Here is a 19,999-nt window from a genome sequence, read left to right as displayed (position 1 = left end):
TCATGGCCACGGTCCGCAACATCGGTGTGATCGCCCAGCTCCGGAGCGAGGCGAGCAGCCACATCATCCGCTTCCGCAACGGCCGGGTCCGGCAGAGCGGGCGGGGGCTGGTCTTCTGGTTCCGGCCCGAGACCGCCAGCGTCAGCGAGGTGCCGGTGGACGACCGCGAGATGACCCTGTTCGTCCGCGGCCGCAGCCGGGACTTCCAGACCGTCGTGGTCCAGGGGACGATCGGCTGGCACGTCGTCGATCCCGAGCTGCTGGCGAGCCGGGTCGACTTCTCGATCGACCTCCGCACCGGGCGCCTGCAGGGCGAGCCGATCGAGCGGATCGAGGCGCGCCTCGGCGGCATCGCCGGCCAGGCGGTGCTGCAATATCTCGGGGCGAGCCCGATCGGCGCCCTCCTCGACGCGGGGCCGGAGCCGCTGCGCGCCGTTCTGGAACGGGTGCTCTTCGCCGCCCCGGCGCTGGCCGAGATCGGCATCGCGGCCGTGGCGGTGCGGCTCACCAACCTCGCGCCGACGAGCGAGCTGGAGCGCGCCCTGCAGACGCCGACCTTCGAGGCCTTGCAGCAGAAGGCCGACGAGGCGACCTTCGCCCGGCGCGCCCTCGCGGTCGAGAAGGAGCGCGCCATCGCGGAGAACGAGCTCGCGACCAAGACCGAGCTGGCCCGGCGCGAGACCGTGCTGATCGCGCAAGAAGCCGAGAACGCCCGCGACCGCGCCGCCGGCGTCGCGGAGGCCCGCGGCCTGGAGGCCGCCGCGGAGGCCGAGCGGATCCGGCTCGTCGAGGGGGCCCGGGCCGAGGCGGAGCAGCGCCGCGCCGCAATCTACCGGGACATGCCGCCCGCCGTCCTGCTCGGTCTGGCGGCCCGGGAACTCGCCGGCAAGCTGGAGACCATCGAGCACGTCAACGTCACGCCCGACCTGCTGGCGGCCGTTCTCGGCGAGTTCCGCGGCGCGCTGCCCGCGCGGCTCGCGCCGCGCTGAGGAGGCCCGCCATGCCGGCCATCACCCCCCGGGTCGTCTTCGTGATCCGCGACACGGATTACGAGTTGCTCATCGCCCGGCACGCGACCCGCGGCCAGGTCCGGTTCTTCCTGGAGAGCCGGGGCCAGACGCTCGCGGAGGTCGAGGCGCGCCACGCCCAGTTCCAGGCCGTGCTCGCCGAGGCGCGGTCCGCCGTGCCCCTGGACTGGCGGCAGGCCCTGGTGCGGCGCCCCGACCTCGACCGCTTCCTCTTCGCCCCCGAGGACGTGGTCGTGGCCGTGGGGCAGGACGGGCTCGTGGCCAACGTCGCCAAATACCTCGACGGGCAGCCGGTGGTCGGCGTCAACCCGGCGCCCGACCTCTACGACGGCGTGCTGGCCCGGGCCCGGGTCGAGGCCCTGCGTGCCCTGCTGCCCGCCAGCGCGGCCGGCGCCGCGCCCCTGCAGCGGCGCACCATGGTGCAGGCGACCTTCGACGGCGGCGAGCGGCTGCTCGCCCTGAACGAGATCTTCGTCGGCCACCGCAGCCACCAATCGGCGCGCTACCGCATCGACGACGGGGCGCGGGCGGAGGACCACTCGTCGAGCGGGCTGATCGTGGCCTCGGGCACCGGCCTGACCGGCTGGGCGCGCTCGATCAGCGAGGCGACGCACCTTACCGTTGAGGTGGGCATCGAGGAGGCGGCCTTCGGCTACTGGGTGCGCGAGCCGTTCCCGAGCGTCGCCACCGGCACCGACCTGCGCGGCGGCAAATTCGCCGGATCGCCCCTCACCGTCGTGTCGCGGATGAACGAGGGCGGCGTGGTGTTCTCGGACGGGATCGAGCAGGATTTCGTCGCCTTCGACTGGGGGCGGCGGGTGAGCCTCGCGCCGGCCGACCGCACCTTCAACCTCGTGGCCGCGTAGGGCGGCGCCGACCGGGAGCCCGATGATCGCCATCCGGACCGACCGCCTCATCCTGCGGCGCTTCAGGCCGGACGACGCCGCCGACCTGTTCGCCTACCTGCACCGGCCGCGGGCACGCTGCTTCCTGAGCAGCCGCCTCGATACGCCGGCGGACGCGGAGGCGGAGGCCGAGCGGCGCGCCAGTAGCGACGAGCACGTGGCCGTGTGCCTGACCGCGTCCGGCCGGCTGATCGGCGACCTGTTCTGCCTCCCCGAACCGCCCGACACCTTCTCGGTCGGCTGGAACTTCAACGCCGCGTATGGCGGCGCGGGCTACGCCCATGAGGCCGCGGCCGCTCTGTTCGGGCACCTGTTCTCCGAGCGGCAAGCGCGGCGCCTCTACGCCTATGTCGAGGAGGACAACGCCGCCTCGCACCGCCTGTGCGCGACGCTGGGAATGCGCCTCGAGGGCCTGTTCCGCGAGTTCGTCTCCTTCGTGGACGACGATCAGGGCAACCCGATCTTCGAGAACACGATGCAGTACGCCATCCTGCGCCGGGAATGGGCAGAGCGCTCCGCGCGCGGCTGAGGCCGGTCCGGCACTGTCCGAGGACCCCGGCTGAATACGCCGGCGGCATTCAGCTGCTTTCGCGGGCGTCGGACCGGTCGAATCGCGGCGCGAAGACGGTGTCCGTCATCACGAGCGCAGCGAAGTGACCCAGGGCAGCGCGACGTTCGGAGGCCTGGCGCTGCTGGATTGCTTCGCTCCGCTCGCAATGACGGCGGTGCAGTTCTTCGACAGCGCCGACGGGCAAGGCGCGCCGCCAATACGGTCGGTCCCTGCATCTGGCACGCTTCTTGGTTCGTCTTCACCAGCGCAGCGTCGCCCCGGCGGCGGCTAGAGGTTGGCGTGCCGTCGATGTGGTGAGGTGCCGGGCGACCGGATCTCCGCGACTGCCTTGAGCCTGTCCCGAGCTCCGATCCCTCCGTTTCAGCACCGGCACGCGCCGTCCGGCGGATCGCACGATCCGCCCTCTGAGGAGAGTCGATATGTGCGACCGTCACGGCGATTATCGCGTCCCGGATTTCACGCGGTTCAAGCCCAGCCGCAGGCGCTTCCTCGGCGGGACCGCCGCCGCGCTGACCCTGGCGGTGGGTCCGGGCCTGACCGGCCCGGCCGCGGCGGCCACCGGCATCCGCGCGACCCACGGCACCGGCTTCTGCAACCTGAACTTCTTCCTCGCCGAGGCGATGCAGCTCGCCAAGGATGACGGCCTGACCATCGACTTCGTCAACACGCCGACCTTCTCGGATCAGGTTACCTTCCTCGGCATGGGCCAGGTCGATGCCGGCGTGATGCCCTATACGAGCTTCATGGCGCTCTACGACGCGGGCGCCCCCGTGAAGATCGTGGCCGGCGGCGGCATCGAGGGCTGCGTGCTGGTCGCCCAGCCCGGGCTCGACAGCCCGGAGAAGCTCAAGGGCAAGACGCTCGGCACCTTCCAGCTCGATACGCTGGAGGTGCTGCCCTACGACTGGCTGAAGAAGAACGGCGTCGCCTTCAAGGACATCACGGTCCGCTACATGGGCTCGACCCCGGAGGCCGTGGAGGCGTTCCGCGCCGGGGCGCTGGACATCATCTCGACCATCGAGCCCTACGGCACCGCGCTCCTCACCGACGTGAAGGGCGCCGTGAAGCTCTCCGACGGCACCGACATCTACGGCAAGGGCTACACCGACTGCGTGCTGGCGGTCCGCAATGAGCTGATCGCCAAGAACCCGGCCGCCGTGAAGGCGCTGATCAAGGGCATGATGAAGGCCCAGGCCCTGGCCGAGGGCGACCACCAGGCCGCCCTGAACAAGCTCGTCGGCTCCTACTACAAGACCTCGATGAGCAACGCCCAGCTCGCCATGGGCCGGCAGCCCTCGGTGGTGGACGCCCGCAACCAGACGCAGTTCATCCTCGACCGGACCGATTCCGTGGCCGAGATGGGCTACATCAAGAAGAAGCCCGGCCGCGACGCGATCGACTGGACCCTGCTGGAGCAGGTCATCGCCGAGAACCCGGACCTCTACGGCAAGCTCAAGCTGAAGTCGGCCTGAGCGGATGGCCGTCGATCTCGCCCGCGCCGCCGTCCCGCACATCCGGCCGCGCGTGCCCTTCGGTCAGCGCCTCGCGCTGCCCGACGGGCTCGTCCCCCTGCTCCGCCGGATCGGCTGGATGCTGGTCTCCGTCGGCTGCTTCGCCGGCCTCTGGGAGCTGCTCTGGGCGCTCGGCATCGCCGATGCCAAGCTGCTGCCGCCGCCGCACATCTTCCTCGGCAACCTCGCCGAGCAGGCCCGGTTCTTCAACACCGCCCAGCGCTGGCAGATCGGCACCGGCATGAATGCCGGTCCGAGCCCCGCCATGGCGGTGCTGATCACCGTGCTCGCCTCCACGGGCCGGGTGCTGGCGGGCCTCGCCCTGGCCGCCACCCTGTCGATCCTGGTCGGGGTGGCGATCCGCTACGTCGTGCTGTTCGAGCGCCTGACCCTGCCGACCATCACGCTTCTGGCGCCGGTCTCGCCGATCGCGTGGCTGCCGGTGGCGATCTTCATGTTCGGGATCGGCAACGCCCCGGCGATCTTCATGGTGTTCATCGCCCTGTTCTTCACGATGGTGCTCTCGACCATCCAGCAGATCGACGGGGTCAACCGGAACTACATCAACGTCGCCCGGACGATGGGGGCGACGAAGCGCCAGATCTACGCGCGGGTGATCGTGCCGGCGATCCTGCCGGGGCTGCTGGCGGTGCTGCGCCTCAACCTGTTCGGCGCCTGGATGGTGGTGCTCGTCGCCGAGGCGACCGGCGTCGGCTACGGGCTCGGCCAGGTGATCATGCTGGCGCGCAACACCTTCAACCCATCGCTGGTGTTCTTCACCATCACGCTGATCGGCCTGCTCGGCTTCGCCTTCGACCTGCTGTTCCGGGTGGTCCAGCGGCGGCTGCTGTACTGGCTGCCGCGCGACACGGGGGCCGCCCTTGGCCTCTGATCTCAGCTCCGACGCCGCCGTCTCCTGCCGCGGCGTCGCCAAGGTCTGGGCGGCCGGCACCGCCCGCGCCCACGAGGCCCTGCGCGACATCGACCTCACCGTGCGGCCCGGCGAGTTCGTGGTGTTCCTCGGCCCCTCGGGCTGCGGGAAGAGCACGCTGCTCTACCTCATCGCCGGGCTGGAGGCCGCCTCCGGCGGCGCGCTCCTGTCCTTCGGCGAGGCCGTCACCGGGCCGTCGCCGGAGCGCAGCCTGATCTTCCAGGAAACCTCGCTGCTGCCCTGGCTCAGCGTCTGGCAGAACGTCAGCTTCGGCCTGTCGCTGAAGGGCGTGCCGGAGGCCGAGCGCCGCAGCGTCGCCCGGGCCGCTCTCCAGCGGGTCGGCCTCGCCGAGGCCTTCGACAAGCGGCCGGATGAATTGTCGGGCGGCATGCGCCAGCGCGTGGCGGTGGCGCGCGCGCTCGCCATGCGCCCGAAGGTCCTGCTGATGGACGAGCCCTTCGCGGCCCTCGACGTCCAGACCCGCCAGAAGATGCAGGACTTCCTGCTCGACGTCTGGCGCGACAGCGGCGCCTCGGTGCTGTTCGTGACCCACCACATCGACGAAGCGGTGGCGCTGGCCGACCGGGTGGTGGTGTTCACCGCGCGACCGGGGCGGATCAAGACGATCGTCCGCAACGACCTGCCCCGCCCGCGCGACCCGTTCTCCCCCGAGGCCGAGGCGCTGCGGCGGCATCTCACCGAGCTCCTGCGCGACGAGGTCGACCGGGCCTTCGCCGAGCAGGAAGCGCTCGTCTGAACCCTCTCCCAAGCAAGACGGACCCAACCATGGCCACATCGCTGATCCGCAGCCGGCGGATGATCACCCGCACCCTCGACCACGATCGCTGGGAGGAGATCGTCGACGGGGCGGTGCTGCAGACGGACGGGATCATCGCGGCGGTCGGCACCTACGCGGACCTGCACGCCCGCTATCCCGACGCCCCCGTGATCGGCTCCGGCCGCGAGATCCTGCTGCCGGGCTTCGTCAACGGCCACCACCATGTCGGCCTCACGCCGGTGCAGCTCGGCTCCCCCGACATGCCGCTGGAACTGTGGTTCGTCACCCGGATGGTGGCGCGCAACCTGAACCTCTACCTCGACACCCTGTACTCGGCCTTCGAGATGGTCGGCTCCGGGATCACCACGGTCCAGCATATCCACGGCTGGATGCCCGGCAGCCTGGAGGAGGTCGAGGCGCGCTCCAACGAGGTGCTGCGCGCCTATCGCGACATCGGCATGCGGGTTTCGTACTGCTTCGCGGTCCGCGACCAGAACCGCCTCGTCTATCAGGCCGACTTGGATTTCGTGGCGAGCCTGCCGGCGCCGCTGCAGGACCCGATGAAGCGCTGGTTCGAGCGCTTCCAGATGTCCCTGGAGGACAACTTCTCCCTGTTCCGCAGCCTGCATGCCGGACAGGCCGGGGCGTCGCGGTCCAAGATCCAGCTCGCGCCCGCCAACCTCCACTGGTGCTCCGACGCGGCCCTCGAAGGGCTCGCCGGCCTGTCCGAATCCTACGACGTGCCGATGCACATGCACCTCGTCGAGACCGCCTACCAGAAGGCCTACGCGGAGCGGCGCGGCGGCGGCACCGCCGTCGAGTATCTCGATCGGTTCGGCATGCTGGGGCCCCGCCTCACGCTCGGCCACGGCGTCTGGCTCAACGAATCCGACATCGACCGGGTCGCGGCGACCGGCACCTGCATCTGTCACAACTGCTCGTCGAATTTCCGGCTGCGCTCCGGCGTGGCGGCGCTCAACCGGTTCGAGGCGAAGGGGATCAACACGGCGATCGGCCTCGACGAGGCCGGCATCAACGACGACCGCGACATGCTCCAGGAGATGCGCCTCGTGCTGCGCGCCCACCGGGTGCCCGGCATGGACGAGGCCGACGTGCCGAGCATGGCGCAGGTGCTGCGGATGGCGACCGTCGGCGGCGCCCGCACCACGCCCTACAGCGACAGCCTGGGCACGATCGAGGTCGGCAAGGGCGCCGACCTCGTCCTGATCGACTGGGACCAGATCGCCTACCCGTATCTCGACCCGGAGACGCCGCTCCTCGACGCGGTGATCCAGCGGGCCAAGACCGGGGGCGTCACCACGGTGCTGTGCGAGGGCGAGGTGCTCTACGCCGACGGGCGCTTCACCCGGGTCGACCGCGACGCCGCCCTGAAGGCGCTCCACGACGACCTTTCGCGGGCGCTGTCGGACGACGAGGTCGAGCGGCGCCAGCTCTCGAAGGCGCTGCTGCCCCACGCGCGGCGCTTCTACGCCGATTACATCGACCCATCGCGGCACGAGCCGTTCTACCGCCCGAGCTCGCGCGTCTGACGGCGCGGGCCCGGGCCGGGCTTCAGCGGACCAGGCAGGGCTTCTTGTTGTCGAAGCTCCAGCCGGGGATCAGGAACTGCATGGCGGCCGCGTCGTCGCGGGCGCCGAGGCCGTGGTCGCGGTAGAGGGCGTGCGCCTCCTCCACCGCCGCCATGTCGAGCTCGATGCCGAGGCCCGGCCGCTCCGGCACCCGCACGAGGCCGCCGCGGATCGCCAGCGGCTCCTTGGTCAGGCGCTCGCCGTCCTGCCAGATCCAGTGGGTGTCGATCGCCGTGACGTTGCCCGGGGCCGCCGCGGCCACGTGGGTGAACATGGCGAGCGACACGTCGAAATGGTTGTTCGAATGCGAGCCCCAGGTCAGGCCGTGGTCGCGGCACAGCTGGGCCACCCGGACCGAGCCGGCGAGCGTCCAGAAATGCGGGTCGGCGAGCGGGATGTCGACGGCGCCGAGCTGGATCGCGTGGTTCATCTGCCGCCAGTCGGTGGCGATCATGTTGGTGGCGGTGGGCAGGCCGGTGGCGCGGCGGAACTCGGCCATGATCTCGCGGCCCGAGAACCCGCCCTCGGCGCCGCAGGGATCCTCCGCGTAGGCCAGCACGTGGCCCTGGCCCTTGCAGAGGCGGATCGCCTCGTCGAGGGACCACGCGCCGTTCGGGTCCAGCGTCACCCGCGCCTTGGGGAAGCGCGCGTGGATCGCGGTGACGGCGGCGATCTCCTCCTCGCCCCGCAGCACGCCGCCCTTCAGCTTGAAATCGTTGAAGCCGTACTGGTCGTAGGCGGCCTCGGCGAGGCGGGCCACGGCCTCCGGGGTCAGCGCCTCCTCGTCGCGCAGGCGGAACCAGCCGTCGCGGGCGGTCGGCGCGCGATAATCGAGATCGGTGCGGGTGCGGTCGCCGACGTAGAACAGGTAGCCCAGCATCTCGACGGCGTCGCGCTGCTGGCCCTCGCCCAGGAGGGCGGCCACCGGCACGTCGAGGTACTGGCCGAGCAAGTCGAGGAAGGCGGATTCGACCGCCGTCACCGCGTGGATGGTGATGCGCAGGTCGAAGGTCTGCAGCCCGCGCCCGCCGGAATCGCGGTCCGCGAAGCGCGTCCGCATGGCGTTCAGCACCGCATTCCAGGCGCCGAGCGGCTGCCCGACCACGAGGTCCCGGGCATCCTCCAGGGTCTTGCGGATGCCCTCGCCGCCGGGGACTTCGCCGAGGCCGGTGGCGCCGGTGGAGTCCGTGAGGATCACGAGGTTGCGGGTGAAGTACGGGCCGTGCGCGCCCGAGAGGTTGAGGAGCATGCTGTCGTGGCCGGCGACCGGCACGACCTTCATCTCGGTCACGGTGGGCGTGTTGCGCGCGGCATGACGGCTGTCGTTCGGCATGGCGTCCTCCTCGAAGATCCCCGGCCGGCCTGAGCCAGGCGCGGGGCGGGTTCGGAACGGGGCCGGTCCGGCCCGCGGGTCAGTGGGCCTTCAGCTCGACGCGGCGGATCTCGCCGACCACCACGAGGTAACAGAAGCAGGCGACGAGGGCGTTCAGGCCCACGAAGACCAGGGCGCCGTTGAACGAGCCCGTGCTCTGGACGATGTAGCCGATGGCGATCGGCGTGGTGATGCCGGCGGTGTTGCCGAAGGTGTTGAACAGGCCGCCCGAAAGGCCGCCGCTCTCCCGCGGGGAGGTGTCGGCGACGACCGCCCAGCCGAGCGCGCCGATCCCCTTGCCGAAGAAGGCGAGCGCCATCAGCCCGACCACGAGGGCATCCGCCTGGACGTAGTTGCAGCCGATGATGCTCATCGACAGCAGCATGCCGCCGACGATCGGGATCTTGCGGGCCGCCGTCAGGGAAAAGCCGCGGCGCAGGAGCAGGTCGGAGATCACGCCCCCGAGGATGCCGCCGATGAAGCCGCAGAGCGCCGGCAGCACCGCGGCGAAGCCGGCCTGGAGGATCGACAGGCCGCGCTCCTTGACGAGGTAGACCGGGAACCACGTCAGGAAGAAGTAGGTCAGCACGGTGATGCAGTACTGGCCGATATAGATGCCGAGCAGCATGCGGTTGGCGAGCAGCTGGCGCAGCGTCCGGCCGGCATCGCCCTGCCTGGTCCGGCTCTGCCCGTCCATGTCGAGCAGCGCGCCGCCGGCCTCGATGTAGTCCCGCTCCGCCTGATTCATGGACGGGTGGTTCTTCGGGCTGTCGACGACGCGCAGCCACACGACCGCGAAGGCGAGGCCGAGCAGGCCCATGCTGGTGAAGACGTGGTGCCAGCCGAAATTGTGGACGATCCACGCCATCAGCGGCGTGAACAGCACCGTGGCGAAGTACTGCGCCGAGTTGAAGAACGCCGAGGCCATGCCGCGCTCCCGGGTCGGGAACCATGCGGCGACGATCCGGGCATTGGCGGGGAAGACCGGCGCCTCGGTGAGGCCGACGGCGAGCCGCAGGGCGAACAGCAGCACCACGGCGGTGAGACCGGAGAAGAAGCCCACGGCCCCCTGGACCAGGGTGAAGCCGGACCAGAGGGCGACGGCGGCGGCGTAGACCCATTTGACGCTGTAGCGGTCGAGGAGCCAGCCGCCCGGAATCTGGGCCAGAACGTAGGACCACGCGAAGGCCGAGAAGACGTAGCCCATCTGGACCGGGGACAGGCCGAGTTCCTTGGCCATGTCGGGTCCGGCGATCGAGATGGTCGCGCGGTCGGCGTAGTTGATCGTGGTGGCGGCGAACAGCATCGCGACGATCAGCAGGCGGACGCGGGTGCGGCGACCCGCATCGGCGGCGTCGAGCAGGGTGCTCGCCGCGCCGCTCGAACTGGCACTCATGAACGTTCTCCCTGGCTCGTCGCCGCCCGGTTGATCCAGGAGGCGGGTCGTGGCCGCCGTTGGCTCGGCGGGTCTGTCGTTGGTCGTCTCGTGGGGGCTCAGCGGCGGTCGCCGATCAGCGCCGTCAGCTCGGCGCGCTCCGCCGCGTCCAATTCGGTCAGCGGCGGCCGGACCGGGCCGGCGTGGCGGCCGACGGCGCTCATCCCCGCCTTGACGATCGAGACCGCGTAGCCGCGCTTGCGGTTGCGGATCGCGATGTAGGGGAGGACGAAGTCGCGCAGCTCCCGGTAGACGGCGTCGCGGTCCCGGCGGCGCACGCTGTCGTAGAAGGACAGCGCCCATTCGGGCAGGAAGTTGAAGATCGCCGAGGAGTAGGTGGTGACGCCCATCTCCAGATACGGCAGCGCGAAGGTCTCGGCGGTGGGCAGGCCGCCGACATAGGTCAGGCGGTCGCCCAAAGCAGCGTAGATCCGGGTCATCAGCTCGACATCGCCGACGCCGTCCTTGAAGCCGACGAGGTTCGGGCAGCGCTCGCACAGGCTGGCGAGCGTCTGCTCGTTGAGCTGGGCGTTGGCGCGGTTGTAGACGATGATCCCGAGAGAGGTCGCGCGGCAGACCGCCTCGATATGGGCGGCGAGACCGGCCTGCTCGGAGCCGACGAGGTAGGGCGGCAGCAGCAGGATTCCGTCCGCGCCGGCGGCCTCGGCGGCCCGGGCCATCTCGACCGCCAGGGCGGTGCCCTGGCCGGCGGGGGCGATGACCGGCGTGCGGCCGCGGGTCTCCGCGACGGCGGCGCGCAGGACCCGGTCGATCTCGGGGGGCGTCAGCGAGAAGAACTCGCCGGTGCCGCCGGCCGCGAACAGGCCCGACACCTTGTAGTCGGCCAGCCGCCCGAGATTGTCCCGATAGGCGGTCTCGTCGAAGCCGAGATCGTCGCGGAAATGGGTGACCGGAAAGGACAGCAGGCCGGAGCCCAACACGCGCGCCATCTCGGCCGGGGTCATCCGCGCCATCGATTCCTCTCCCTGATGCGCACCGTTCGGTGTCGCGTCCGGGGTTAGGCGCAGGCTTTCGATGCGTCCAACGTTGATTTTGGCTGGATTATCCCGGATCCTGCATCAATGTTCGATCTCGGTCACGCCCGCAGCTTCATCGCCGTCGCCGAGGAGATGCATTTCGGCCGGGCCGCGGCACGGCTGAACCTGACCCAGTCGCCCCTGTCGCGGCAGATCCAGATGCTGGAGCAGACGCTGGGCGTGACGCTGCTCGAGCGGACCACACGGGCGGTGCGCCTGACCCCGGCGGGCCGGACCTTCCTGGCGGAGGCCCACCGGGTGCTGGCGGCGGCCGAGAACGCCGCGCGCATCACGCAGCGTGCCGACCGGGGCGAGAGCGGGGTGCTGCGCCTCAGCTTCACCGCCGCCTCGGCCTACCGGACGCTGCCCCAGGTCGTCGCCCATGTCCGCCGGACCCTGCCCGAGGTCGACCTCGTGCTGGAGGAGATGGTCTCGGACGAGCAGATCCTGGCTTTGGGCGAGAACCGCACCGATCTCGCGATCCTGCGGCCAAGTCCGGTCCTGCAGGATCCGAAATCCGCGATCGCGACGGCGCCGCTCGCACGGGAACGGCTGCTGCTCGCGGTCCCGCGCGGACACCGCCTGGCGACCGCCCGCACCCCGACCCTGCGGGATCTCGACGGCGAGGCCTTCGTGACGTGGTCGCCCCGGGGTGGCCGCTACTTCATCGACCTCCTCGACAGGCTGTTCGAGGCCGGGGGCGTGCAGCCGCGGATCGTGCAGCGGGTGAATCAGGTCCACGCGATGCTGGCGCTCGTCGGCGCGGGCATCGGCGTCGCGCTGGTGCCGGGCAGTGCCCGGGGCAACAGCATGGCCGATATCCGGCTCCGGCCGATCGCCCTGCCCGCCACGACCGGGCCGGAGCTGTGGCTCGCGTGGCGCACCGACAATGCCAATCCGTGCCTGCCTTCCGTGCGCGCCGCCGCGCTCGAAACCGGCGAGGCGTGACGGCCGGCTCGGCAGCGCCCTGGAAAGTCGATGCGGCCGGCGATAGCCTGCCGGCCCGCCCCGCGTCCGGTCGCAGAACCGTGCGGGGCCGCTTCCCCCGGATCAGGCAGGCACCATGAAAGTTTCGGCCGACCTCTGCATCGTGCCGATGGGCGTCGGCCCGTCGGTCTCGCCCTACGTCCGGGCGATCAAGGACATCATCGAGGCGAGCGGGCTCACCGCCACGATGCATCCCAACGGCACGAACATCGAGGGTGAGCTGTCGGAGATTTGCGCGCTGGCCGAGCGATGCGAGGCGAAGCTCGCAGAACTCGGCGTCCAGCGGACCTTCTTCACGCTGATCTTCTCGACGCGCCGCGACAAGGACCAGTCGATGGCCGACAAGCTCGCGGCGGTCTCCTGACCGCGAGGTCGGGCACGGACGCAGAGCCGCTGCCGATCAGGTCGGCAGGATGACGACAGCCGAGCCCGCGCCGAGCGAGGCGCGCGCCCCCTCTCCCGCACGGGAGAGGGGGCGCGTCGCGGCTGTCTCGACCAAAGATGCCTTCTCCAGACCGTCGCAGCGCGATTGCGAGCGGCCCTAGCCGTGGCAGGCGCAGCCGGCGTGCTCGCAGCCGGCGTGATTCTTGTGGCCGTCCGCGCAGTCGTCGCAGCAATAGGCCTTGCCGTCCCGCGACACGGCCTTGGAGACCGGAATCACGCAGACGCAATCCTGGCACGCACACTTCACCATCTCGACGTCGACGCTGGCCATGGTTTCCTCCTCCGGCGGTCGGTCCGCGGCTCGACGTTAGATCCGCGCCATCGGCAAGGAAAGCCGTCCAAGAACGCGGTGACGCGCCCGTGATCCCATTCGCTCCCTCGTGCGTTCCCTTCGTCCGGTGATCGATGCGCCGGATGGGAGGACGGCATGGCCGATCAGAAGACCGACGACGTCCGGATCGAGCCCTATGACGGCCCGGCGGGCGGCTGGGGCTCGGCCCGCTCCCTCGTCGAGATCCTGACCCGTGAGGGCGTGCCGATCACCGGCTCGGCGATGCTGCTGAAGCAGAACAAGCCGGACGGCTACATGTGCACGTCCTGCGCCTGGGCGAAGCCCGCCAAGCCCCTCGCCTTCGAGTATTGCGAGAACGGCGCCAAGGCGACCGCCTGGGAGCAGACGCGGCGGCGGGCGACCCCGGACTTCTTCGCCGAACACACGGTGACCGAACTCCTCGGCTGGAGCGACTACGCCCTCGAAGAGCAGGGACGCCTCACCCATCCGATGCGGTACGATCCGGAGACGGACCGCTACCGGCCCGTCGCCTGGGCGGAGGCCCTCGCGGAGATCGGCCGGGAGCTGAAGGACCTGCGCGCGCAGGACCCGAAATCGGTGGTGTTCTACGCCTCGGGACGGGCCTCCCTCGAGACCAGCTACATGTGGGCGCTGCTCGCCCGGCTCTACGGCAACAACAACCTGCCGGATTCCTCCAACATGTGCCACGAGCCGACCTCGGTGGCCCTGCCGCAATCGATCGGCGCGCCGGTGGGCACGGTGCTGCTGGAGGACTTCGAGACCACCGATCTGATCTTCTTCTTCGGCCAGAATGTCGGGTCGAATTCGCCGCGGATGCTGCACCCGCTCCAGGAGGCGCGGCGCCGGGGGGCCCAGATCATCACCTTCAACCCCCTCCGGGAACGCGGGCTGGAGCGCTTCACCGACCCGCAATCGCCGGTAGAGATGCTGACGCGCTCCTCCACCAAGATTTCGACGCAGTATCACCAAGTGAAAGCCGGCGGGGATCTCGCGGCGCTCACCGGCCTGTGCAAGGCGCTGCTCGCCCTCGACCGGGCGGCGGACGCCGCCGGCCGGCCGGGGGTCCTCGATCGCGCCTTCATCACCGAGCACACCCACGGCTTCGAGGCCTTCGTCCGCTTCTGCGACGGGCAGGATTGGGCCGCCCTGGAGCGGCGCTCCGGACTGACCCGGACGGCGCTGGAGGCGGCCGCCGGCGTCTACGCCCGCGCGAAGGCGGTGATCGGCATCTACGGGATGGGCCTGACCCAGCACCGCAAGGGCACCGAGACCGTCCGGATGCTCGTCAATCTGCTGCTTCTGCGCGGCAATATCGGAAAGCCCGGCGCCGGGATCTGCCCGGTGCGGGGCCACTCGAACGTGCAGGGTCAGCGTACCGTCGGCATCACCGAGAAGCCCGAACTGGCACCGCTCGACCGGCTGAAGGAACTCTACGACTTCGAGCCGCCGCGGGAGAAGGGGCTCAACACGGTGGAGACCTGCGAGGGGCTCCTCGATGGACGCGTGAAGGCGTTCATCGGGCTCGGCGGCAACTTCCTGCGGGCGATCCCCGATACCGGCCGGATGGAGCCGGCCTGGCGCCGGCAACGGCTCACGGTGCAGGTCTCGACCAAGCTCAACCGCTCCCACCTCGTGAACGGCGCCGTCGCCTACATCCTGCCGTGCCTCGGCCGGATCGAGATCGACCGGCAGGCGAGCGGCCCGCAGGCCGTGTCGATCGAGAGCTCCACCGCGCAGTTCCATGGCTCGCGGGGGGTGGCCGATCCGGTCGGTCCGCATGTGCGCGCCGAACCCTGGATCGTGGCGGAGATCGCCAAGGCGACCCTGCCGCCGAATCCCCGCATCGACTGGGATGCCTGGGTCGCCGATTACGCGCGGGTGCGCGATGCGATCGAAGCGACCTACCCGAGCGTGTTCCACGACCTGAACGGTCGGATGTTCCAGCCCGGCGGCCTGCTGAAACCGCTGGGCGCCCGCGACCGCAAGTGGGAGACCGAGACCGGGAAGGCGAATTTCGCGGTCCCCGAGGGCCTCGAGGCCGATCCGGACCTTCCCGCCCGCGGCCCGGACGTGCTCGACCTGATCACCCTGCGGTCGAACGATCAGTTCAACACCACGGTCTACGGCTACGACGACCGTTTCCGCGGGGTGAAGGGCACCCGCGACGTGCTGTTCATGAACCGGCGGGACATCGCCCGGCTGGGGCTGAGGGACGGCCTCACCGTCGCCGTGGAGACCGAGGCCGAGGACCAAGTGCCGCGGCGCGTCGGCGGCCTGCGCGTGGTGGCCTACGACATCCCGGAGGGCAACTGCGCCGGGTATTATCCGGAGCTGAACGTGCTGCTGCCGCTCTGGCACCATGACGAGCAGTCCAAGACGCCGGCCGCCAAGGCGATCGCCGTGCGGGTGGCGGCCGCGACCCAGGGCCCGTGAGCGTCGTGTCTGGCGTCCGGTCGCGCGTTCCGGCAAGGAACGACCATGGACCAAGCGACCCCACCCGATGCACGACCGGACGCTCCGGTGGAGTCGCGGCTGCGCGCCCTCCTCGACCGGATCGCCGGCGGGGCGCCCCTGCATGAGCCGGGCGCGGACCTGTCGCAGCTGAGCGCCGGGCCGGACGCGCTCGCCGCACAGCCGGACGCCGGCATCGGCACGGACGTCGAGTCGGGCGGCCTGGCGCTGGCCGGTGCGGACCTGTCCCGGGCCCGCATGGAGCAGGCCGACCTCTCCGGCGCCAATTTGCGCCGGGCACGCCTCGCCGGCGCCGTCGGACGCTCGACGCGCTTCACCGGCGCAATCCTGGAGGAGGCCGACCTGTCCGAGGCCGACCTCTCGGGGGCGGACTTCACCGGCATCGTCGCCGGTCAGGTGAAGTTCGCCGGGGCGATGCTGGAGGATGCCCGCTTCGGGCACGCCGCGATGCGCTTCGCCGACCTGTCCGGCGCCCTCCTGGACGGGACCGATTTTGCCGAGGCCGACCTCTGGGGGGCGGATTTCTCCGGGGCGGATGCGGACGACACGGTCTTCCGCGGGGCGCGGCTCGACGAGGCCAAGCTCGCCGACGCCAACCTGACCCATGCGGATTTCGCCGAGGCGAGCCTGACCAAGGCGTCGCTTGCCGGCTCGCGGCTGCGGGGGGCGCATTTCACCGGGGCGAAGCTCGACGGTGCCGATCTCTCGGGCGCGGATCTCTCGGACACCGACCTCGTGCGGCTGAACCTCGGCACCTGCCGCCTGCGGCATGCCCGCTTCGCCGGCGCCTGGCTCAACGGAACGCGCATGAGCGTGGAGCAGCTCGGCGGGGCGGTGGGCGAGGAGGTGGCCGGCGCCTACGAGGCCGCCCAGGCGAGCTACCTCGCGCTGGAGCAGAACTGGAAGAGCATCGGAAGCCACGACGCGGCGAGCTGGGCCTACAAGCGCGGCCGGCGGATGGGCCGCTTCCATGCCGGCCAGCAGGCCCGCGGCGCCTGGGGCGCCCGGGACGGGGCCGGCTTCCTGCGGCACGGCTATCGCTGGACCGCGGACCGCTTCGTCGAGTGGCTGTGCGATTACGGCGAGAGCCTGTCGCGCATCGCCCGGGCCTTCGCCCTGCTGATCGTGGTGTTCGCGGGCCTCTTCGGGCTCACCGGCGGCCTGTTCATCCTGGAGGGGCCGGAGGCGGGGCCAACCTACAATCCCCTCGACCTCCTGAGCTACAGCGCGCTCAACATGATGACCGCCAACCCGCCGGAGATCGGCCTCAAGCCCACCGGCCGCGTCACCAACCTGCTGGTCGGCATCGAGGGCGGCGTCGGCATCATCCTGATGGGGCTCTACGGCTTCGTCCTGGGCAACCGCCTGCGGCGGTGAGGCCGATCGCTCCGGCGCGGCGCAAGCGGCTCATCGCGGCTCATCGCGGCTCATCGCGGCTCCGAGGGCGCCTCAGTCGCTCACGCTGAGCCGCTCGATGACGAGGCTGAGATCCTTGCGGAGGGCGCGGATCTCCGGCTCGCTGAGTTCGAGCTGGCACATCACGCTCTCGCGGACGGACACCGCGTCGGCGCGCAAGGCGGCGCCTTCGGGCGTCAGGGCGATCTCGACCTCGCGCTCGTCGGACTGGCGGCGGGTCCGGAGCAGGAAGCCCGCGCTCTCCAGGCGCTTCAGCACCGGTGTCAGCGTGCCGGAATCCAGACGCAGGCGCCGGCCGATCTCCGACACGGTGACGCCGTCCTGCTCCCACAGCACCAGCAGGACCAGATATTGCGGGTATGTCAGTCCGAGCCGCTCAAGCAGGGGCCGGTACGACTTGGTCATTCGATGCGCGGCAGCATAGAGCGCGTAGCAAAGCTGGTTATCGAGAAGCAGCGGATCCGTCTCCGGCTCCGCCTCAGCCGTATCGGCAATATACGCCATATCGTTCGCCCATCGCGGTCCACGCACCGCCACTCTCGACCGCGACCGCAGGTCCGTGATTATACCATAACACGGGATGCCGGCGCGCAAGATCCAGACGTGTGATCCGTTCTCTCAACAACCCTATGTGGTTCGTCGCCCGTCTTCGGCGCGCGTCAGCGCCGCCAGGGCGGCGAGGAAGCCGGCCTCGTCCTCCAGGGTCCGGAGGTCGAGGCGGACGGCCTCGTCGCTGATGCGGCCGATCACCGGCACCGGAAGCCGGCGCAGCTCCTCGGCGAGCCGCCGGCACCGTCCGCCGCCGCCCCGTCCCCCCGGGGCGTTCGGCGTCAGGACCAGGGCGGCGCTGGGAAGCGTCTCCACCGGCAGGGCGCCGGATCCGATCTGGCTGATGCAGTCGGCGACCGAGACCGTGGCCCGGCCGGCGAGCCGCTCCGCCACCGCGGGGGCGAGGCGCTCGGCCTGTGCGGCGATCGCGTCCCGCTCGCGGGTGAGGAGCCGCAGGGTCGGCAGCTCCGCACGCAGCCGCTCGGGATACAGATAGAGCCGCAGCACGGCTTCGAGGGCCGCGTAAGTCATCTTGTCGACGCGTAGGGCGCGCTTCAGGGGGTTCTTGCGCACACGGGCGATCAGGTCCTTCCGGCCGGCGACGATGCCGCACTGGACCGCGCCGAGCAGCTTGTCGCCGCTGAAGGTCACGACATCCGCCCGCTCCAGGGCGGCCCGGACCGTGGGCTCGGGGGGCAGGCCGTAGGCCGCGAGGTCGACGAGGCTGCCGCTGCCGAGGTCGTCCGCCAGCGGCACGCCCCGCTCCCGGCAGAGGGCGTGGAGGGCGACGGGATCCGCCGCCGCGGTGAAGCCCGCGATGGCGTAGTTGCTCGGATGCACCTTCATCACCAGGCCGGTGCGGGGCCCGAGGGCCTCCGCGTAGTCGCGCAGGTGGGTGCGGTTGGTGGTGCCGACCTCGCGCAGGCGGCAGCCGGCCCGCACCATCACGTCCGGCACCCGGAACGAGCCGCCGATCTCCACGAGCTCGCCGCGGGAGACCACCACCTCCTTGCGCATGGCGAGCGCGTTCAGCACCAGCAGGACCGCCGCCGCGTTGTTGTTGACGACCACCGCGGCCTCGGCGCCGGTCAGGCGGCAGATCAGCGCCTCGACATGGTCGTCGCGCTCGCCGCGGGCGCCGGTCGCCAGATCGAATTCGAGGTTGCTCGCCTGCACCATCACGGCGGCCACCGCCTCCGCGGCCGAGCGGGGCAGCAGGGCGCGACCGAGATTGGTGTGGAGCACCGTCCCGGTCAGGTTGAAGACCGGCCGCAGGGACGGGCGGCGCTCGGCGGCGAGCCGCGCGGACGCTTCGGCCCGGATCGCCGCCGCGTCCGGGACGGGGCCGCCACCGGCCCGGATTCCCGCCAGAACCGTCCGGATGGCGTCCGTGAAGGCCGTCCGTCCGTAGGTCTCGAGTTCCGCGGGCGACGCGGCGCCGACGAGGCGCTCCACCGAGGGGATCCGGCGCGGGGACGGCACCGGATCGTCGGCCGGGGGGGTGGGGACGGGCGCATTCATGTCAGGTCAGAGATAACCATCCCCCGGCACGGAGCCAGTCCGTTCCGGCGCGGATAATGCGCGCAGGTTGTTCAGTCTCCGCCCCGACGGTAAGGGCAGATCTGGAAATCGGCGGCCGAGAGTCCATCGCACCCGCGCGGGGCGGGCTCGGCCGCGCCCCCGCCGAGCCCTCTCGGGAGACGCCGCCATGTCCCGATCTTCGATCCAGATCCACCCGATGATCCTGTGCGGGGGGACGGGGACGCGGCTGTGGCCGGCGTCGCGGGAGAGCATGCCCAAGCAGTTCGCCCGGCTGGTGGATGCCGAGCGCTCGACCTTCCAGGCGACGCTGGCGCGGGTGTCGGACGCGTCCGTCTTCGCCAGGCCCACGGTCATCGCCTCGGCGGAGGCCCGCTTCATCGTCGCCGAGCAGCGTGACCAGCTGGGTCTTGCCGCCGACATCCTGCTGGAGCCGCAGGGCCGCGACTCGGCCGCCGCCGTGGCGGTGGCCGCACTGCATGCCGCCGCCGCCGACCCGCAGGCCGTGGTGCTGATCCTGGCCGCCGACCATGTCGTGCCCGACACGGAGGCCTTCGTCGACGCGGTGCGGCGCGCGGCCGCCGGCGCCCAGGCCGGCTACACCATGACGCTCGGCATCGAGCCGGACCGGCCCGCCACCGATTACGGCTACATCCGCCGGGGCGAGCCGATCGCCGAGGCGCCCGGCGCGGCCCGGGTCGCCCGCTTCGTCGAGAAGCCCGACCGGGCCGGCGCCGAGGCGCTGATCACGGACGGCGCCCTTTGGAACTCGGGCTACTTCCTGTTCCGCGCCGACCTGATGCTGGCCGAGCTGGAGGCGTTCGTCCCCGAGGTGCTGGCGGCCGCGCGCGCGGCGCTGGAGGCGGCGGTGACCGACCTCGACTTCGTGCGCCTCGATGCGGCGGCCTTCGCCCGGGCGCCCAAGATCTCGATCGACTACGCGGTGATGGAGCGGACCGCCCGGGCCGGGGTGCTGCCGGTGTCGTTCTCGTGGTCGGATGTCGGCACCTGGGACGCGGTCTGGCAGGTGCTGGACCACGACGCGGAAGGCAACGCCGTGCGCGGCCGGGTGTCGCTGATCGGCACGAAGAACAGCCTCGTGCACAGCCAGGGCGAGGGCCT

Annotated in this window: 18 protein-coding genes; 12 read left to right on the top strand and 6 right to left on the bottom strand. The window is 71.1% G+C overall.

Features of this window, described 5'->3' with window-relative positions; genetic code table 11:
• Positions 1 to 2: 2 nt before the first annotated feature.
• The 7 genes from BM396_RS28270 (at position 3) to BM396_RS28240 (ending at position 7,274) form a co-directional block, all read left to right on the top strand.
• Positions 3 to 989: an SPFH domain-containing protein gene (locus BM396_RS28270; protein WP_043386744.1), complete on the top strand. Its 987-nt coding sequence runs from the start codon at positions 3 to 5 to the stop codon at positions 987 to 989.
• Between the two features lie 11 nt (positions 990 to 1,000).
• Entirely contained in the window at positions 1,001 to 1,894 is an 894-nt protein-coding gene (locus tag BM396_RS28265; protein ID WP_043386741.1) for an NAD(+)/NADH kinase, read from the top strand.
• A gap of 22 nt (positions 1,895 to 1,916) precedes the next feature.
• Entirely contained in the window at positions 1,917 to 2,462 is a 546-nt protein-coding gene (locus BM396_RS28260; protein WP_043386738.1) for a GNAT family N-acetyltransferase, read from the top strand.
• 461 nt (positions 2,463 to 2,923) lie between these two features.
• Positions 2,924 to 3,976, top strand: coding sequence for an ABC transporter substrate-binding protein (locus BM396_RS28255; protein WP_043386735.1), 1,053 nt, complete (start codon positions 2,924 to 2,926; stop codon positions 3,974 to 3,976).
• Positions 3,977 to 3,980: 4 nt separating this feature from the next.
• A complete protein-coding gene (locus tag BM396_RS28250) occupies positions 3,981 to 4,907 on the top strand; it encodes an ABC transporter permease (RefSeq protein WP_043386732.1) in 927 nt (308 codons plus the stop codon).
• Positions 4,897 to 5,703, top strand: coding sequence for an ABC transporter ATP-binding protein (locus tag BM396_RS28245; RefSeq protein ID WP_043386730.1), 807 nt, complete (start codon positions 4,897 to 4,899; stop codon positions 5,701 to 5,703). Before BM396_RS28250 ends, BM396_RS28245 begins: the two co-directional genes overlap by 11 nt.
• A gap of 29 nt (positions 5,704 to 5,732) precedes the next feature.
• On the top strand, positions 5,733 to 7,274 hold the full coding sequence (locus BM396_RS28240) for an amidohydrolase family protein (RefSeq protein WP_043357013.1): 1,542 nt from the start codon (positions 5,733 to 5,735) through the stop codon (positions 7,272 to 7,274).
• 22 nt (positions 7,275 to 7,296) lie between these two features.
• Here BM396_RS28240 and gudD read toward each other — a convergent pair whose 3' ends face one another.
• From gudD to kdgD, 3 genes are all read right to left on the bottom strand, one after another.
• Entirely contained in the window at positions 7,297 to 8,646 is a 1,350-nt protein-coding gene (gudD, locus tag BM396_RS28235; RefSeq protein ID WP_043386727.1) for a glucarate dehydratase, read from the bottom strand.
• Between the two features lie 79 nt (positions 8,647 to 8,725).
• Positions 8,726 to 10,081, bottom strand: coding sequence for an MFS transporter (locus BM396_RS28230; RefSeq protein ID WP_043386722.1), 1,356 nt, complete (start codon positions 10,079 to 10,081; stop codon positions 8,726 to 8,728).
• Positions 10,082 to 10,179: 98 nt separating this feature from the next.
• The gene (kdgD, locus tag BM396_RS28225) at positions 10,180 to 11,094 is read right to left on the bottom strand and encodes a 5-dehydro-4-deoxyglucarate dehydratase (RefSeq protein WP_043386719.1); all 915 of its coding nucleotides are present in this window, start codon (positions 11,092 to 11,094) and stop codon (positions 10,180 to 10,182) included.
• 108 nt (positions 11,095 to 11,202) lie between these two features.
• Here kdgD and BM396_RS28220 point away from each other — a divergent pair, with 108 nt between their 5' ends.
• Complete coding sequence (locus tag BM396_RS28220; RefSeq protein WP_043357021.1) at positions 11,203 to 12,105, top strand: LysR family transcriptional regulator; 903 nt, start codon at positions 11,203 to 11,205, stop codon at positions 12,103 to 12,105.
• A 115-nt stretch (positions 12,106 to 12,220) separates the two neighbouring features.
• On the top strand, positions 12,221 to 12,508 hold the full coding sequence (locus BM396_RS28215) for an MTH1187 family thiamine-binding protein (RefSeq protein ID WP_043357022.1): 288 nt from the start codon (positions 12,221 to 12,223) through the stop codon (positions 12,506 to 12,508).
• Positions 12,509 to 12,685: 177 nt separating this feature from the next.
• Here BM396_RS28215 and BM396_RS28210 read toward each other — a convergent pair whose 3' ends face one another.
• Positions 12,686 to 12,859, bottom strand: a complete 174-nt coding sequence (locus BM396_RS28210) for a metallothionein (protein ID WP_043357024.1) — start codon at positions 12,857 to 12,859, stop codon at positions 12,686 to 12,688.
• Positions 12,860 to 13,015: 156 nt separating this feature from the next.
• On the opposite strand from BM396_RS28210, the gene BM396_RS28205 reads away from it, so the two are divergent.
• Positions 13,016 to 15,334, top strand: coding sequence for an FdhF/YdeP family oxidoreductase (locus BM396_RS28205; protein WP_043357026.1), 2,319 nt, complete (start codon positions 13,016 to 13,018; stop codon positions 15,332 to 15,334).
• A 45-nt stretch (positions 15,335 to 15,379) separates the two neighbouring features.
• Positions 15,380 to 16,750 carry a pentapeptide repeat-containing protein gene (locus BM396_RS28200; protein WP_043386716.1) on the top strand — a complete coding sequence of 457 codons (1,371 nt, stop codon included), beginning with the start codon at positions 15,380 to 15,382 and terminating at the stop codon, positions 16,748 to 16,750.
• A 72-nt stretch (positions 16,751 to 16,822) separates the two neighbouring features.
• On the opposite strand, the gene BM396_RS28195 is transcribed toward BM396_RS28200, so the two are convergent.
• Entirely contained in the window at positions 16,823 to 17,293 is a 471-nt protein-coding gene (locus tag BM396_RS28195) for a MarR family winged helix-turn-helix transcriptional regulator (RefSeq protein ID WP_043386713.1), read from the bottom strand.
• A gap of 123 nt (positions 17,294 to 17,416) precedes the next feature.
• Positions 17,417 to 18,859, bottom strand: a complete 1,443-nt coding sequence (gene selA / locus BM396_RS28190) for an L-seryl-tRNA(Sec) selenium transferase (RefSeq protein WP_051976222.1) — start codon at positions 18,857 to 18,859, stop codon at positions 17,417 to 17,419.
• 187 nt (positions 18,860 to 19,046) lie between these two features.
• Here selA and BM396_RS28185 point away from each other — a divergent pair.
• Positions 19,047 to 19,999 (top strand): mannose-1-phosphate guanylyltransferase (locus tag BM396_RS28185; protein ID WP_091995213.1); only part of this gene is annotated, 953 nt, incomplete at its 3' end.

It is taken from the genome of Methylobacterium sp. UNCCL125 (genome assembly GCF_900116795.1).
GTDB lineage: Bacteria > Pseudomonadota > Alphaproteobacteria > Rhizobiales > Beijerinckiaceae > Methylobacterium > Methylobacterium fujisawaense.
Note: the sequence above shows the minus strand (reverse complement) of the source record. Positions and strands in the feature narration are given on the sequence as shown.